At 43.2% G+C, this 15,919-nt stretch carries 11 protein-coding genes; 3 read left to right on the top strand and 8 right to left on the bottom strand.

Translation table 11 applies throughout. The annotated features are described in order from the left end of the window. The first annotated feature begins 197 nt into the window (after window positions 1-197). From AAEO56_RS17480 to AAEO56_RS17470, 3 genes are all read left to right on the top strand, one after another. Window positions 198-1,346, top strand: a complete 1,149-nt coding sequence (locus AAEO56_RS17480) for a DNA polymerase III subunit (RefSeq protein WP_341698363.1) — start codon at window positions 198-200, stop codon at window positions 1,344-1,346. Between the two features lie 6 nt (window positions 1,347-1,352). Beyond that, window positions 1,353-1,742, top strand: a complete 390-nt coding sequence (locus tag AAEO56_RS17475; RefSeq protein ID WP_341698421.1) for a DoxX family protein — start codon at window positions 1,353-1,355, stop codon at window positions 1,740-1,742. Between the two features lie 123 nt (window positions 1,743-1,865). Beyond that, a complete protein-coding gene (locus tag AAEO56_RS17470; RefSeq protein ID WP_341698362.1) occupies window positions 1,866-3,611 on the top strand; it encodes an FAD/NAD(P)-binding protein in 1,746 nt (581 codons plus the stop codon). A 289-nt stretch (window positions 3,612-3,900) separates the two neighbouring features. On the opposite strand, the gene AAEO56_RS17465 is transcribed toward AAEO56_RS17470, so the two are convergent. The 8 genes from AAEO56_RS17465 to AAEO56_RS17430 form a co-directional block, all read right to left on the bottom strand. Further along, window positions 3,901-6,183 carry a helix-turn-helix domain-containing protein gene (locus tag AAEO56_RS17465; RefSeq protein ID WP_341698361.1) on the bottom strand — a complete coding sequence of 761 codons (2,283 nt, stop codon included), beginning with the start codon at window positions 6,181-6,183 and terminating at the stop codon, window positions 3,901-3,903. Window positions 6,184-6,337: 154 nt separating this feature from the next. Beyond that, a complete protein-coding gene (locus tag AAEO56_RS17460) occupies window positions 6,338-6,928 on the bottom strand; it encodes an OmpH family outer membrane protein (RefSeq protein WP_341698360.1) in 591 nt (196 codons plus the stop codon). Between the two features lie 228 nt (window positions 6,929-7,156). Continuing rightward, on the bottom strand, window positions 7,157-8,011 hold the full coding sequence (locus AAEO56_RS17455) for a class I SAM-dependent methyltransferase (RefSeq protein ID WP_341698359.1): 855 nt from the start codon (window positions 8,009-8,011) through the stop codon (window positions 7,157-7,159). Beyond that, on the bottom strand, window positions 8,011-8,520 hold the full coding sequence (locus tag AAEO56_RS17450) for a hypothetical protein (RefSeq protein ID WP_341698358.1): 510 nt from the start codon (window positions 8,518-8,520) through the stop codon (window positions 8,011-8,013). Before AAEO56_RS17450 ends, AAEO56_RS17455 begins: the two co-directional genes overlap by 1 nt. 14 nt (window positions 8,521-8,534) lie before the next feature. Beyond that, window positions 8,535-10,406, bottom strand: a complete 1,872-nt coding sequence (gene mnmG, locus AAEO56_RS17445; RefSeq protein ID WP_341698357.1) for a tRNA uridine-5-carboxymethylaminomethyl(34) synthesis enzyme MnmG — start codon at window positions 10,404-10,406, stop codon at window positions 8,535-8,537. A 139-nt stretch (window positions 10,407-10,545) separates the two neighbouring features. Next, entirely contained in the window at window positions 10,546-11,997 is a 1,452-nt protein-coding gene (locus AAEO56_RS17440) for a hypothetical protein (RefSeq protein ID WP_341698356.1), read from the bottom strand. A gap of 9 nt (window positions 11,998-12,006) precedes the next feature. Then, window positions 12,007-12,414, bottom strand: coding sequence for an rRNA maturation RNase YbeY (gene ybeY, locus AAEO56_RS17435; RefSeq protein WP_341698355.1), 408 nt, complete (start codon window positions 12,412-12,414; stop codon window positions 12,007-12,009). Next, window positions 12,407-15,781, bottom strand: coding sequence for a DUF4175 family protein (locus tag AAEO56_RS17430; RefSeq protein WP_341698354.1), 3,375 nt, complete (start codon window positions 15,779-15,781; stop codon window positions 12,407-12,409). The genes ybeY and AAEO56_RS17430 overlap by 8 nt, the downstream gene beginning before the upstream one ends. Window positions 15,782-15,919 lie beyond the last annotated feature (138 nt).

Raw genomic sequence — 15,919 nt, 5'->3', positions numbered from 1 at the left:
CCTGCCTTGTTATTGCGATCACGGGGCGACGCCCCGGGCTGTAAAGTATAACTCCTTCGGAGTTGCCATACGTTGGACACACGGCAACTCAATAACAAGCCATTTCATCTCCCGGAGACTTTGAAACTTTGCTGCTCTGCAACTTTGAAACTTTACAACCTTGAAACTCTAAAACTATTTTCCCCTATATTTGCCCTATGCTTTTTTCAGAGATCATCGGCCAGGGCCACATCAAAAGCCATTTGACCAAAAGCGCGTCGCAGGGCCGTATTCCCCATGCACAGCTATTCATCGGGCCGGAAGGTTCGGGTACTTTGCCTATGGCGATCTCCTATGCGCAGTACATCCTTTGTGCCAATGAAGCGGGAGAGAACAATGGCGGCAACGCTGCCTGCAACCTGAAATTCGAGAACTTTTCGCACCCCGACCTGCATTTTGTTTTTCCGGTAGCCAGCAACAGCGAGGTGAAAAGCCACCCTGTGAGCGCCAACTTCCTGAAGCCATGGCGTGAATTTATAAATGAAACGCCCTACGGCAGCCTTTTCGACTGGTACAAGAAGATCGACATACAAAACAAGCAGGGCCAGATAGGCGTTGATGAAGCAACCGAGATCATGAGGGCGCTTTCGCTAAAAGCCTATGAGGGCGGTTATAAAGTGATGATCATCTGGATGGCCGATAAAATGAATACTGCCACCGCCAACAAACTGCTGAAACTGCTGGAAGAGCCGCCGCAAAAAACGGTATTCCTCCTAATTGCCGAAAGCGAGGATGACCTGTTGCAGACCATACTATCACGCTGCCAGATCCTGCAATTCGGGCCGTTGAGCGAAAATGCGATATCCAATAATCTGGCTAACAAACTAAGCATTCCGCAGAATTCCGCTACAAAAATAGCCCACCAGGCACAGGGAAATTATAATAAAGCCCTACATTTGCTCCACAAGACCGATGATGCAATGCCGTTTGAAGAATGGTTCGTGCAGTGGGTCCGCGCCGCATTCCGTGCTAAAGGAAACGCCGCCGCCATACAGGACCTGATAGCATGGAGCGAGAGTATAGCCGGTATAGGCCGAGAGGCGCAAAAGCAGTTTTTGCACTTTTGCATCGATATGTTCCGCCAGGCACTTATGCTCAATTACAACGCCAGGGAACTGGTTTTCATGGAGCCTACGGTAGAGAAATTTAAGCTTGAGAATTTTGCCCCCTTCGTGAACGGCAACAATATCAATGATATTTTTAAGGAGCTGAGCGATGCGCTGTACCACATAGAGCGCAACGGGAATGCCAAGATCATACTAACCGACCTTTCGATAAAACTGACCCGTTTAATCCATAAAAAATAAATTATGATACCACAGCCTGCCATCATTATCATACTTGCTTTCCTTGCGATAACTTTTATTCAATCCGGCTACGACAAAGTGACCGACTGGAAAGGCAACCTGGAATGGCTGAAAGGCCATTTCTCGAAAACGGTTATAAAGAATATGGTACCACAATCACTAATGCTCATTTTGGTACTCGAAGTTATTTCCGGGGCATTTGCGGTAATCGGTATTATTGAGATATTGGTGAACGAAGGCAGCGAGTTCCCTATGCTTGCGGGGATATTATCAGCTATAACCTTGCTTTTCCTGCTTTTGGGACAGCGCATGGCAAAGGATTATGACGGTGCGCGCACTATCGTAATTTATTTTATCCCTACAGTGCTTCTTCTGCATTGGCTGCATACGGCTTAAAGCCAGCCAAATTCAAAGGTGAAACCATCTTTATAAATTTATTTGGCCTTTTTGCCATCATTTATGAATTTATAATGAAATGTTTAAATGCACATTAAATAACTTTATACTGTTGCATTAATCATGCTTTCAGATAAAATGGAAACACCAAAAAAACGAATTGCCATACTTGGCGGCGGCCCGGCAGGGTTATTCATGTACAAGCGGCTGACAGAAGCCGGAGACACCAGCCTTGAAATTGAAATATTCGAACGCAAAAAACAGCTTGGCGCGGGTATGCCGTATAGCAGGGAAGGTTCATCAGAGGAACATATAACCAATGTTTCCGGCAATGAGATCCCGGATATAGTAATGCCTGTATCGGAATGGATCACGCTACAAAAACCGATTGCCCAGAGCTTTCACATCACTCCACAGAATTTTAATGATTACAAAGTCCTTCCAAGGCTGTTGTTTGGGAAATACCTTGAAGACCAGTTTAAGCTTTTGCTCAAACACGCTTCTGATGCAGGGATAAGTACAACAGTACACCTTGGCGCAGAAGTAGTTGATATTGAAGATCATCCCGATGAAAAAAAGGTTACCGTTAAACTAAAAGATGGCACTTCTTTTGATTTTGACCGGGTTATAATCTCCACCGGGCACAACTGGCCGAAAAAAAAGGAAGGAACGATAAAAAATTATTACGATAGCCCTTACCCGCCTTCAAAGCTTGAAGCGTTGGTAAACATACCAGTTGCGGTGCGCGGTTCATCGCTTACGGCTGTTGATGCTATACGCACACTCGCAAGAAACAACGGTTCCTTTGCGGACAGCGATAATGGCATACCACATTATATCCCGAATCCGGGCACCGGAGATTTCAGGATGGTGATGCATTCCCGAAGCGGCCTGCTCCCGGCGGTTCGATTCCACCTTGAAGACTCCCACCTTAAGAACGATACTCTCCTGACTGACGAAGAGATAACCGCACACCGCGCCGGTAACGACGGCTTCCTGTCGCTTGATTACCTTTTCGAAAAAGATTTCAAGGACCAGTTCCGCGAAAAGGACCCGGCTTTTTATGAACGCATCCGCAACATGGATATCAGGGAATTTGTCGATGCCATGATGGAGTTGCGCGAACGGCTTGACCCGTTTGTATTATTAAAAGCAGAATATGCTGAGGCTGAGAAATCTATAAAAAGAATGGAATCGGTGTATTGGAAAGAAATGCTTGCGGTGCTAAGTTTCGCTATGAACTATCCTGCAAAATACTTTTCTGCCGAAGACATGCTAACGTTGAAAGAAACGCTTTCACCACTGATATCGATAGTGATTGCATTTATCCCGCAGACTTCCTGCCGGGAACTGCTTGCCCTGCACAATGCGGGAAAACTCGAAATTGTACCTGTAGGGGGCGACAGCAGCGTTGAAGCGCTTGACGAAGGGGGTATCATCTACCATTACACCGACGAGGAAGGCAAAGAAGTGGCAGTTCCCTACCCTGCTTTTGTAGATTCTATAGGCCAGCCGCACCTGATGTATGACGATTTTCCGTTTCAATCCTTAATCAAAAGTAAAACAATAGCCCCCGCGCGTCTGCGTTTCCAGAATGAAAAGGAAGGAAAAAAAGCTTTCGAAAAAGGCGATGGCAGTGTGGAAAAGGATAGCGATGGCAGCTATTTTTTGAAAGTCCCCGGCATTGGCATTAACGATGATTTCCAGGTATTAGACCAGTATGGCGCCTATAACGAACGCATTTATATCATGGCGGTGCCTTACATCGGCGGATTCAACCCGGACTATTCGGGCCTTGATTTTTGTGAAGCCGCCTCCGAAAAGATAGCCGCCAGCCTCGCACGGTCAATGGGGATAAATGTTTCGTAGTACTGATCCTTTCCCTGTTATCATTGTAACAGTCAGGACGTTCAAAAGTTTCATTCCGAAGGAATGCAATGAAGTTAAGAATCTTAGGCCTTTGACAATTAATAGATTCTTCCTTTGTCAGAATTACAGCGCCTGATAACCGCAACTGACACATTCTATTGTATTGGCTTATAAAACAATATTATCCGAATCGAAAGGCTACTACAATCGGCATTAATGTTATAAAATATGCACTTCACAAAAGTTATATTTAAAATACTGAATATCAGAATACAACTTCCGGCCTTTTTTATTCCAGTGTTGCCCGGAATAACCTGAGCTCGCCCCAGGTGAAGGCATCGCCAAGTTTTTCTTTTAATTCGCCCAGCGCTTCGCCTTCGAAGCCCTTAAAAGCTTCTGCAAGAGCCTCAATTTTCTCTTTTGGAAGAACATCCCCTATCTCAACTTTTCCAACCTCGATAAGCTTTGCCAAATGGCTCTGGATGGTGGTTTCGGTTAGTTTTCGCGCCGTTGCAATATCTGCAATAGAATTTTTTTGCTGCCAAAGCTCAAAAGTCTCTTCGAGCGTACTCTTTTTCGGCTCCCCGGTTTTTTTCTTTTTAGGGGCATAGCGTTCCCTCACATAAAGGTCTTCTTCCTCCTCATCCATAAGCGAGGCAGGGTTATTGCGCTGCGCTGCGCGTATAGCCTCAAGCTTTTTAGCCTTGTACGATTGTATTTCGGGTGAAATCAGGTTTTCGCGGCTTACTTCTTCCCCTGCCAATACAATATCCATAAGCAGCTTTGCCTTCATCAGCCTTATGGCCGCGGCTGTCTGCATTTCTTCAAGTTCTGCCAGTTCTTCATAAAATCCTTTTGCTTTGCGCTGGCGTTTTATTTCTTCCATGGTTTCCAAAATGCCCTGCGCCATTCTGTCCATAGTTGGGAAAAAGTAATTGGCCGCAGCTGTAACCCTTTCGCTTATAAAAGCCATATCAATCGGCTGCTGGCTGAACAGCTTTTGTAGCTGGCTTATGAATTTACCCGAAGCATCGAGAACGCCGTATATCGCATTTTCCTGTCGGTTGGCCCATTCGCGGTAGCCCGATTTCAATGCTTTTGGCCCTTCCTGAAGATAGCTCATCTTGTGTTTTTGCCATTCGGTCGCCAAATCGCCCCACATAAAGCTGCTTATCAGGTAATTATAAATAAAATTTTGGGTTTCGCGTTTAAGTGAGTCTTCCAGGTGTGCCTCCTCTGCCCTGCCAGAAGCATAATCCATCACATCGGCATCGCTCGAAATGCCATTCATACGCATCGGGGTAAGCAAAATAAGCCCCTCTAACGAACGCAAACGGGAAAGGGCAACATAGGCCTGACCCGGCATGAAAACCTGCGATACGTCGAGCACAGCTTTGTCAAATGTCAGTCCCTGGCTTTTGTGTACGGTTATGGCCCACGCCAAACGCAGCGGGTAGTGAACAAACGTCCCCATTACCTCTTCTTTTATTTCTTTCGAAAGCTCGTCCACGTAGTAGCGCACGTTTTTCCATTCGTATTTATCGGCTTCTATGGTAACGTTCTCTTCCGGGAAATGTACGAGTATTTCATCTTCGGAAAGCGATTTGACAATACCTATCTTTCCGTTGTAATACCTTTTTTCAGGCGAGAGGTCATTTTTGATGAACATTACCTGGGCGCCGATTTTGAGCCTTAGCTCCTGTTCTACCGGATATATTTTGTCGGGAAAATCGTCTACAATTTCTGGCTGATAGCTAAACTGTTTACCGTCAAGCTCTTCCAAAGACGTTGCATTCATCGCATCTGCCTTGGCATTATGGGTGGTAAGCGTGATATAGCCGGTATTCTTTTTCAGGTCGAAAGCGGGGTTTACAAACCCATTGAGTATGGCAAGATCCTTTTGTGTTATAACATTGTTCCTAAGATTATTAAGTACCTCTATAAATGTGGTATCTGTCTGGCGGTATATCTTATCAAGCTCAATATACAGTGGCGGATTTTGCTGTATTACATGCGAATGGAAAAAGAATTTCCCTTTATAGTATTTTTTCAACACATCCCACTCTTCATTTTTTACTACCGGGGGCAATTGCAATAAATCGCCTATAAAAAGCACCTGCACGCCTCCAAATGGCACCTGCTTCCTTCGAGTCGTGCGCAGCATATAATCAATGGCATCCAAAAGATCGGCGCGGAGCATACTCACTTCATCAATCACCAGCAATTCCAGGTTTTGGAGGACTGCCTGCTTATCGGCACGCATCCTAAAGTGGCGGCGAAGGCTGTCTTTGGTCTCAAACTTTACCGTATCAGAAAACTGGAAAGGAAGGTTGTGTTCCGGTATAAATCCTGCAAACGGCAACTGGAACATAGAATGTATTGTGACTCCCCCGGCATTTAGTGCAGCAATTCCTGTTGGCGCGACCACAACAACATTCTTGTGGGTAGTACGGATAATTTCACGAAGCAGCGTGGTTTTGCCTGTCCCTGCTTTTCCGGTGAGGAATACCGATCTGTTCGTTTGGTTTATAAAACGTAAGGTATAAGAAGCGGCGGTAGATAAAGTTTCCATTTGGCGTATATTAATTTGCCGAAAATACGGATTTTTAGCGAGTTATATGAAAAAAATCTTATGCTTGTTACAAGACTATTATTAAATATGTTTCCCGTGGAACATTAATAAAAAATGCCCCCTGTTGGGAGCATTTTTCATTTAAAAAGAAAGCTTATTTTTTGTTTTCTTCTTTTGCTGTATTTGAAGCAGAATCTTCTGTTTTAGATCCTCCTTTGTAAGTATCATTCAGTTCTTTAAGTATTTTATCTGTAATATTATAGCCTTCTTTAGCATATAATATCGAAGATATATCGGCTGTGGCATAGATATAGTCGTAACCATTCTTTTTGCCGTAATCTTTTATAAACCTTTTCATTTTGCTGGTAACACTATCGTTTTTTGGACGGAATTCATCCTGAAGCTGGCGGGTCATAGCCTGTTGCATCATGCCAAGCTCCTGCTCTCTTTTTTGAAGCTCCTGCCCTTTTAGTTGTGCCCATTGTGGTCCTTTGGCTTTAGCCTCATTTTCAAAGCTTGCTGCTTCCAGCTTAAATTGTTGTACCCTTGCATCAAGGTCCCTTCCCATTTCTTCCATCTTAACTTTACTCTGGCTTTCGAGATCTTTAAATTCCTGTAGCGAATCTGAAAGAATTTGGATGTTTACATAGGCAGTTTTAAATTCAGATGTCTTAGCCGCCTGAGTTTCTTTGTTGCATGAAAACAATGTTAAAGCAAAACCGAGTATCAATAGTGATTTTTTCATTTCCTGATTTAGATTATTAAATTTCGGTAAAAGTAAGAATTAGTTCCAACCTACCAAAACCTGTTTTTTTATTACTTTTTAAATTATAGATTTTAATTATTCAATTCGTTTATGTTATAGGTTTTTTCTTTAAAAACCGACTTCAAATAAAGCGATTTAAGCGATTTTCTACTTTTTGACAGCTTAGGCCTTATTTAAACCTTTAAAACGGCAGGAAATTCGATGTAATTAATTTTTAGCGTTTTTCAGTACGTAAATATGCGATGAATACTCCATATTTTTCGCTGCTTTACGGTTTGACTTCCATCCTGTCAAGAATCCTTTCACGAAACTCATTTTACCAATTTTATATTTTTCAGACAGAAGGCTCACGTAAAAACTGTCAAATTTCATTGGCAGGATTTTTATTAATTCTACTCCCTGGCGTGCGAAAAGTTTTTCGATAGCAGTTTTAGAAAAATGCCACAAATGCCTTGGCACATCATAAGCCGCCCAAAATTCACCATAGTATTCCGCATCATAAGATTTAAAATTTGGTACAGCGATGAAAATTACTCCATCCGGTTGCAATATTCGTTTAAGTTCCGTTATCTGCAACTCCACATCCGGCACGTGTTCCAATACATGCCACATAGTTATCACATCGAAAGAATGATCTTTAATAATTGAAAGGCTATCCGCAAATGTTACGCCTTTTGCAATCGCAATCCCTTTTGCTTTGTCACTTGGCTCAATACCTGTAGTGTCCCAGCCATTCGTTTTCGCTACTGCCAAAAAATCACCGGTACCTGCCCCAATGTCCAACAACTTGCCTTTTTGGGATTGGAATCCTGTAATTAGCTTTATCTTGTCGCGCAATGCTTTCTGCTTTACAGTATGGTACAGCTTTTCGAACAAAGAGCGCTTTCCATCAGTATGGGAAATATAATCGTCACTTTCATAATAGCGGCCCAGGTTTTCATGTGATGGTTGTGGATGGGTTTTCAGGAGTTGCAGTTCTTCGTCTAAAAGCAATTCAAATTCTTCTCCCGACACAGAATGGTCTTTAACTTTGATATAAGTAGTAGCGTTACTAAAATCCATTAGCTTTTATTGTATTCGTCTTTTAATGCTTCAAGGTACTTTATTGTGATATTTTTATACAGCGAATTATCTGCAAGGCAATCTTCATTCGATTCACTGATCACCGACATTGCCAAGAACTTCGCTTTAGAGCCCACAATGTTGGCCTCCGTCTCTACATTTGAAACCATGAACTGAGAAATATCAAAATATTTCTCAAGTTCTGCATTTTCATACAGGAAAACTTTAAGACGGTATCCATCTACAGTTACCCAATAGGAAACATCCGTGTATGTGCCGAGATTATATTTGTATGCGACAAATTGTGCAAAAGGCATTTTCCTCTGATTGTTCTCAAAGATGAAAGCTATCAGCCCTTTTTCTTTTCCTAAAATCTCCTTGCCATTCTCCATCAATACATAGCTGTTTATTTCGACGGTATGCCTTGGGGTGATGCAGGAAGTTGACAGCATCAATATTAAAAGCACGAAAAGCCCTTTGCAAAAAAGGGTTTTTATAATTGGTTTCACGTGGAACATTTTCCTCATCGTCCCATGTGTATTAAAAGTACCGAGACATCACTAGGCGAAACACCACTGATGCGCGATGCCTGCGATATGGTAACGGGTTTGATTTTCTTCATCTTTTCTCTCGCTTCATACGAAAGCGACTTTATTTTATCGTAATCGAAATTCTCCGGTATTTTTACATCCTCCAGCCTATTGAGCTTGTCGGCATTATTCTTTTCTTTTTCTATGTATCCCGAATATTTAACCTGTATCTCCACCTGCTCTATCACTTCCCTGTCGAGGTTGTGCTCGGCAACATACTGACTAACTTTTTCGAATTTAAGGATGTCCTCCAAATCAATTTGCGGACGGGAGAATACCTTAAACATTTTATCGGCCTGTACAATTGGCGATGATTCCTTGGCTTCCAATATCGGATTGGCCTCCGCAACAGTCACACTTGTTTCTTTAAAGAAATTCACGAAAGCCTCACTTTGATCGCGCTTCTTCTCCATTCTACGCAATCTATCTTCTTTAGCAAGGCCAATCTCATACGAAAGCGGGGTAAGCCTGAAATCAGCGTTATCCTGACGTAGTAACGTCCTGTACTCAGCGCGCGAAGTAAACATACGGTATGGTTCTTCGGTGCCTTTTGTAATAAGGTCGTCTATCAGTACCCCAATATAAGCTTCGTTCCTTTTCAGGATGAATGGGTCTTTATCGTGCACTTTCAGGTGAGCATTAATTCCTGCCATTAGCCCTTGCGAAGCGGCTTCCTCATAACCTGTAGTGCCATTTATCTGGCCTGCGAAATACAACCCTTCCACCAGTTTAGTCTCAAGCGTATGCTTCAACTGTGTTGGCGGGAAGTAATCGTATTCTATTGCATATCCGGGACGGAAGAACTTCACTTTCTCAAAACCTTCTACCGAACGCAGCGCTTTAAACTGCACATCTTCTGGCAGCGATGTCGAGAAGCCATTTACATATACCTCAACCGTGTCCCATCCTTCCGGCTCTACAAAAAGCTGGTGGCGGTCTTTATCAGCAAAACGGTTTATCTTATCTTCTATCGATGGGCAGTATCGTGGCCCAAGGCTTTTGATGCGCCCGTTGAACATTGGCGAGCGGTCAAAACCTTCTTTCAATATGTCATGTACAGCCTGCGACGTGTACGTCATCCAGCATGAGCGTTGTTCTTTTAGCGGCTGTGTAATGTCCATATACGAGAACTTATCCGGGTTCTCATCGCCAGGCTGTTCTATCATTTTCGAATAATCCAGTGAGCGGCCATCCACACGTGGCGGCGTACCTGTTTTCATCCTTCCGGAGGTAAAACCGGCACGAACGAGATCCTCAGTAATGCCGTAAGCAGCGCTTTCTCCTGCCCTGCCGCCACCGAATTGTTTCTCCCCAATATGGATCAATCCATTCAGGAACGTACCATTGGTAAGCACCACTGCTTTTGACTTAATCTCTATTCCCAGGGATGTTCTTATGCCCACTATCTTTCCGTCTTCGATAAGTACACTGGACACCATTTCCTGGTAAAAATCCAGGTTTGGGGTACGCTCCAGCATCAGCCTCCACTCTTCCGCAAAGCGCATCCTGTCACTCTGCACACGCGGGCTCCACATAGCAGGCCCTTTCGATTTGTTGAGCATCCTGAACTGTATGGCGGTCTTGTCGGAAACAATCCCAGAGTAACCGCCCAGCGCATCGATTTCGCGTACGATCTGCCCTTTGGCAATGCCCCCCATAGCGGGATTGCACGACATTTGCGCGATATTTTGCAGGCTCATTGTAACCAGCAAGGTCTTCGACCCCATATTAGCAGCAGCGGCCGCAGCTTCGCTTCCGGCGTGCCCGGCACCCACTACTATCACATCATACACCTCGTTAAACATTTTATTTTCCTTCCTGCTGTTCCACGTGGAACAAACAATTTTGTATTGATTATTTTTTATCTTCCATTAACATAAACAAATGTTCCACGTGGAACGTTCCTTTTCGAAGCAGTTGTTCGTTGTTGTTCCACGTGGAACACTAGTTAAGTAGTTTTATTGATTGAACCGTTTGATTAGTAAATGTTACTTTTGCTATAAGAACCTGCTGGGCAGGAAGATTGTCAATTAAACACTCTTTATTGAAAATTCCCTTCTTATAAAGCACCTCTCTGCCTAAAGTATCATAAACGATAATTTGAGATATATCATTACTTGCATTAAAATGTACAACAGAATTTTCAGAGAATACTATTGTAGAAAACTGTGAGGATTCAGGAACTTCGAGACCGAGATTTGAAGGTAGAAGCCTTGCCAAACCATGAACAGTAGAGCCATTGTAGCTTGAAAAATACCCGCCCGCTATAATTTTTCCGTCATCTTGTGTTGTAATGCAGTTAATCTCCGCGGCACCGGATAACGACTCAAATCCTTCACCAATATCAAAGGAAGTATCTGCAATTCCATTTTCACCAATTAACATCAAGTCACCTGCCGGGTTACCATTATAATACGGAATACGCCCACCGATAAGAATATCACTACCATAAGGCTTAATTGAGTAAACAACATTATTGGAAGTAGACAAGAAACCGACTTCAAAGGCATTAAAACTATCATCAACAGATCCACTATCATTAAATCGCGCCAAAATATTCCATTGGTTTGAAAAAAAAGATTTTTTAAAAAGGCCACCTAAAATGATTTTATTATTCGAATCAACATAAATGTCATAAATAAACCCAAAGACATCATTTTCTGACAGAAAAGAAACGTCTAAAGTTCCATCGGCATTAAGACGAGCTAAGCCATCTGCATCATTTGGGGCTGTAGAAATATTGAAGTAGCCTCCAATAAGTACCTTACCATCGGGTTGTACTAAAACTTTAAAGATTACATCATTATCACCCGCTATACGGGTAAACGAATTGTCATAACTGCCGTCATAATTAACCCTCATCAGCCCGGTCGCAGAACCCCATGAAGGAGTGGTTGTCCAAAAATTTCCTGCTATTAAAAGCTTTCCTGAACTATCAAAAGCCAGATCATATACAACAGATGCTTGGGAATTCGGTGAAAAAAAATCGAATGTAAAAGTAGGGTCAACACTACCATCCGCATTTAATCTCACTACTCCTTTTTTGGAAGAACCATTAAAGTTATTAAAATTTCCGCCCACATATATCTTGCCAAATGAGTCCATTGCCAAAGACGTGATGTAGTATTGTCCATTTAACCCTGTGCTCATTCCTGGATCAAAGGTAGTATCTAATGATCCGTCAATGTTTAACCTCAAAAGACTATTATGTTCAACGCCGTTATATGATGTAAAATTACCAGCTACTAAAATTTTCCCGTCGGGCTGAGTTAAAATGTCTACTACTCTCCTACCCTGTTGAAATTGGGTAGTATTGAATGACTCATCTAATGATACAATTTGTGAGTAGCTGGCACTGCACATTAAAAACAGGATATATTGTAAAATTTTTTTCATACGCTAATATTAAAATAATTTAATCTTTTCGTCTTCCTTCTCCCTCATCACCTGCGAATCTTCATCGGTCTTATCCTTATAGCCACAGTAGTGCAGTATGCCATGCGCCATTACGCGCTTGATTTCTTCTTCGAAAGGAACGTTGAATTCTTCAGCGTTTTCCTTTACCCTTTCTACCGATATAAAGATATCGCCACTGATAAGGTTGCCCATGGTATAGTCGAAACTAATGATGTCCGTGAGCGTGTCGTGGTCAAGGAATTCCTCGTTCATTTTGAGAAGGTAATCGTCATCACAGAAAATGTAATTGATCTCCCCCTCGCTTTTATCCTCCGACTCAATGACCGCAGAAAGCCATTCTTCATACTGCTGCTCGTTGCCAAGCTCAAACCCTGTCTCGTAATTAAAACTAATCATCTTTCCTGAAATAGGTTTGCACCCTTTGGTTAAAATTCGGGCGCAAAGGTAGGCTTTGTCTGTTTAATATCTCTACACTATTCAAATAATCTTTCAGAGCATCAGGGAGTTCCTTCGCGGCATTGTTGTATTCCTTTTTATTGGTTTGCGACTGCCTTTTATTCTCTTCGCCCTGCTGCTGCATAGCCTTGTCAAGTTTCAAAAGCTCGTGCTTAAGGTTCTGCATCTTCTCCATCGTCTGCCTGTTCATGCCTTTGTTGAGCAATTGTTTTTCGATGTCTTTCATCTGGCGCATTGCGTTTTGTCCGTTGCCTCCCATTCCCTGCTTATCCAGCGCTTTTTGCAACTCCTCGCGCAAGCGTTGTTGTTCTTTGTATATCTCTAATAGTTTACCGGCATCGCCTTCATTTCCGCCTTCGCCTTCTCCTTCACCACCCTGGCCCTGGCCTTCACCTTTGCCGTCTTTACCTCCTTTTTTGCCGCCGCCGGGTTCTTCGCCTTCGCCTGGTTTTTTACCTTTGCCTTTATCACCTTTCTCCATGCCATCCTGCATTTTTTTAGCAAGCCCTTCCTGTTTCTTTATAATGTCCGGGAGCTGCATTCCTTCACCGCTTCCCTTGCCTTTGCCCTGCCCCTTACCTTGTCCTTTGCCTTCTCCCATACCCTGCATTTGCATCTGCATGTTATTAAGTATATCGCTTAGGAAATCGGCAAGCTTGTTCGCCGATGATATGGCATATTGCTGGTTCGATATTCCTCTAGGCACGACGTTTTCTGCAAGGTCGGCCAAAGCCTTATCTACATAGTAATGTACATTACCAACCTCCTTAGTTATTTCTTCTGATATCCTTGGGTTACGCAGCGACATCGCAAAAAGGCTGTCATCCACATGGCGGAACTGCTGCTTCAGATCCTGCTGCCTCTTAAGGTATTTGGCATAAGAGGCCGAACGCCCTGTTGTAGATTTGAACTGCCCCATTACATCCTCCTGCGAGAACGAATAGGCCAGGAGATTATCAAGTATCTGCCTGAGCATCTTCACATCTTCTTCCATCTGCTCCATCTCCCCACCTGACATGGCATCCATCATCTGGCCGCCCATTTGCTTCATCTTTTCAGCAGCCGATTTTTGCTTTGGTTTAGCTTTATCCTTTTTCGCCTTGCTGTCTTTGTTTTCTTTCTTCAGTTCTTCCGAAGCCTTCTTCATATCCTCCTCAATGCTCTTTTCCTGCTTTTCATCGTCAGGGATATCCATGGGTTTCTTAAGCTCTTCGTTCTGTTTTTCCAGTTCACGCATCTCCTCCTGAAGTTTATCAAACTCCTTGTTGATAGCATCCTGTTTCTCAGTATTGTTGTCTTTATCTTCGGAAAGCTTATCCTGCTTGTCAGCCAGCTTCTCGAGATTTTCTGCAATCTGCTCTGCTTTTTTCTCAACATAAAAACGCTTGGTCAATTCCACCAGCTGCTCAAGGTTTTTCGAATTGTCCTTGGCATTCTGCTTGAACTTATCCATCTTGTCGAACAGCTCTTCTTCTTTCAGCTTATTGGTAAGCTCTTTCAGTTCGTCCAATAACTTCTGGTTTTTTTCGGCTTCCTTCTCATTCTTTTCAAGGCGCTTCATAAGCTCTTCCTTAAACTCGTCTTTCTTCTCAGGGTTAAACTGTTCCAGATTATCATTCAGTTTTTTAGAGAATTCCTTCATCATCTCGTCCTGCTGCTTCTGGCGGTTGATGAAATCCTGCACCTTTTTCTGGTCCTTAAAGTCCATATTGGTTTTCTCCTTGCCCATCTTCTGGAGCTTTTCCAGTTCGCTAAGCTGCTTGTCCTGGTTCTTTATGGTTTTCTCAAGGCTGTTGATATTGCTGTTCTGTTCCTGAAGCGCATTTTCCTGCTTCTCTTCCTCGGTCATTTCCCTATGCGAAAATACAGACGACTTCGTGCTTTTATAATTGTGCACCGCATCGTTATCGAATACCTCAAAATAGAACTCATAGTTAACGCCTTGTTTTATATCAAGTCCGGTTGGGAACGAATAATAGAAACGATCCACAGGTTCGCGCTTCACGGGAAGGTTGGCGCGTTTGGCAGCATTAGGATTGTCCTGAGGGTAATATACAATTTGTAGTTTCGTAAGCCCGTAATCGTCACTTAGCTGACCCAGAACGATGTCTCGTTGCAACTTCAGGCTGTCCGGAGCGCTCTCTACAGCGATGGTTGGGTACTGGTCTTTGATGGTTGTTATCTGGTATTGCAGCTTTTCGTGGTGTTTTACTTTATCATTCGAAGTAAGTATCTGGTAATCGGTATTTTGCATGATGCTTTTCGACAGGGAGAAGCCATTTTCACCTGAATTGAAGGACGTGAGTGCGCCATTGCTGCTGTATTCAATTTTATTGGTCGCAAGCGCTTCCACCCTCCAGGTTACTTTTGTGCCTTCGGGTACAACGGCGTTTCCTGTTCCACGTACAACTTCGGCTTTCTTGCCAAGGTAGCCCGGGAAGTTGAGTACCATTTCAAAATTGGCAATGGTAGGAACGGCCACCACGTTCAGCTCATAGGGTTGTGAGGTAACGTCATTGGCCTTTAATTGAAACTCAAGGTTCTTTGTCGGCTTTTCAAATCGGTATTGGAACACGCCCGGCTTTACATTCTCTAAATAGTAATTCTCTTCGCCTATGGTGATCATCGCATTCTCCGGCACAACAGTTCCCTGCGTTTTTACTTCCAATAAAAAGTCGGTGTCTTGCTCTGCGGTAAGTGTATTGTTGGTCACCACAAATTCGAATGGTGCAGGCGGGGCGTAGTGTTTGCTGTAGTGCACTACCCTGTCGAAGCTTTTTGTTAATACAGATGAGTTGCCGCTGATCAGGAAAAACACTATCAGCAACAACGGAATGGCCGCATACGGAACATATTTTAAATTCTTTTTGAAATTTACAGCATTTGTGAAAGGTACCGGTTGGAGGCTGTTGGCTTTCTGTTCGATGGAAGCGGCAAGTAATTCCGACTGTTGGGTTTGTCCCGAAAGCTGCAGGAAGTTGGTCAGCTTGTCGCTTACCTCGCTAAAGTGGCGGCCGATAATATCGGAAGCCTGGCGGTAGTCGATGCCTTTTTGTAATTTGAATAATTTGAAAGTTGGGAATAATATGAACCGGAACAGCAGGAATACCTCTACCCCGATAAAGACCCAGAACAACGCTGTCCGCCCTCCCGATGGCAGCCAAAGGAAATATTCGACCAGCAAAGTGAAGATGAGATAGAGCAATCCGAGGCCTATGAAGAAGATTGTTCCACGTAGGAGCTCGTTGGTGTAATACTTTTTGATGAATGCTTCGAGCTTGGCGTATATGATGTTTTTTGTTTCCAAAATGTTGACAATTGTTAATAACCGATAAAAATACAAATTCCGTTGGATAAGTAACGTTAAAAAAGGCATTCTATGATATGGGAAAGAATTGTTAGATGTTTTGATTCTTAGACTGTTGGAGGCTATTTCGCAAAGATT

It is taken from the genome of Flavobacterium arundinis (assembly GCF_038289855.1).
In the GTDB taxonomy this organism is placed as follows: Bacteria; Bacteroidota; Bacteroidia; order Flavobacteriales; family Flavobacteriaceae; genus Flavobacterium; species Flavobacterium arundinis.
This window is presented reverse-complemented; position numbering and strand designations above follow the sequence as displayed.

Coding starts and splice junctions, on each gene's coding strand:
- AAEO56_RS17480 (WP_341698363.1), top strand. CDS start 198: ATGCTTTTTTCAGAGATCATCGGCCAGGGCCACATCAAAAGCCATTTG.
- AAEO56_RS17470 (WP_341698362.1), top strand. CDS start 1,866: ATGCTTTCAGATAAAATGGAAACACCAAAAAAACGAATTGCCATACTT.
- AAEO56_RS17465 (WP_341698361.1), bottom strand. CDS start 6,183: ATGGAAACTTTATCTACCGCCGCTTCTTATACCTTACGTTTTATAAAC.
- AAEO56_RS17460 (WP_341698360.1), bottom strand. CDS start 6,928: ATGAAAAAATCACTATTGATACTCGGTTTTGCTTTAACATTGTTTTCA.
- AAEO56_RS17455 (WP_341698359.1), bottom strand. CDS start 8,011: ATGGATTTTAGTAACGCTACTACTTATATCAAAGTTAAAGACCATTCT.
- mnmG (WP_341698357.1), bottom strand. CDS start 10,406: ATGTTTAACGAGGTGTATGATGTGATAGTAGTGGGTGCCGGGCACGCC.
- AAEO56_RS17440 (WP_341698356.1), bottom strand. CDS start 11,997: ATGAAAAAAATTTTACAATATATCCTGTTTTTAATGTGCAGTGCCAGC.
- ybeY (WP_341698355.1), bottom strand. CDS start 12,414: ATGATTAGTTTTAATTACGAGACAGGGTTTGAGCTTGGCAACGAGCAG.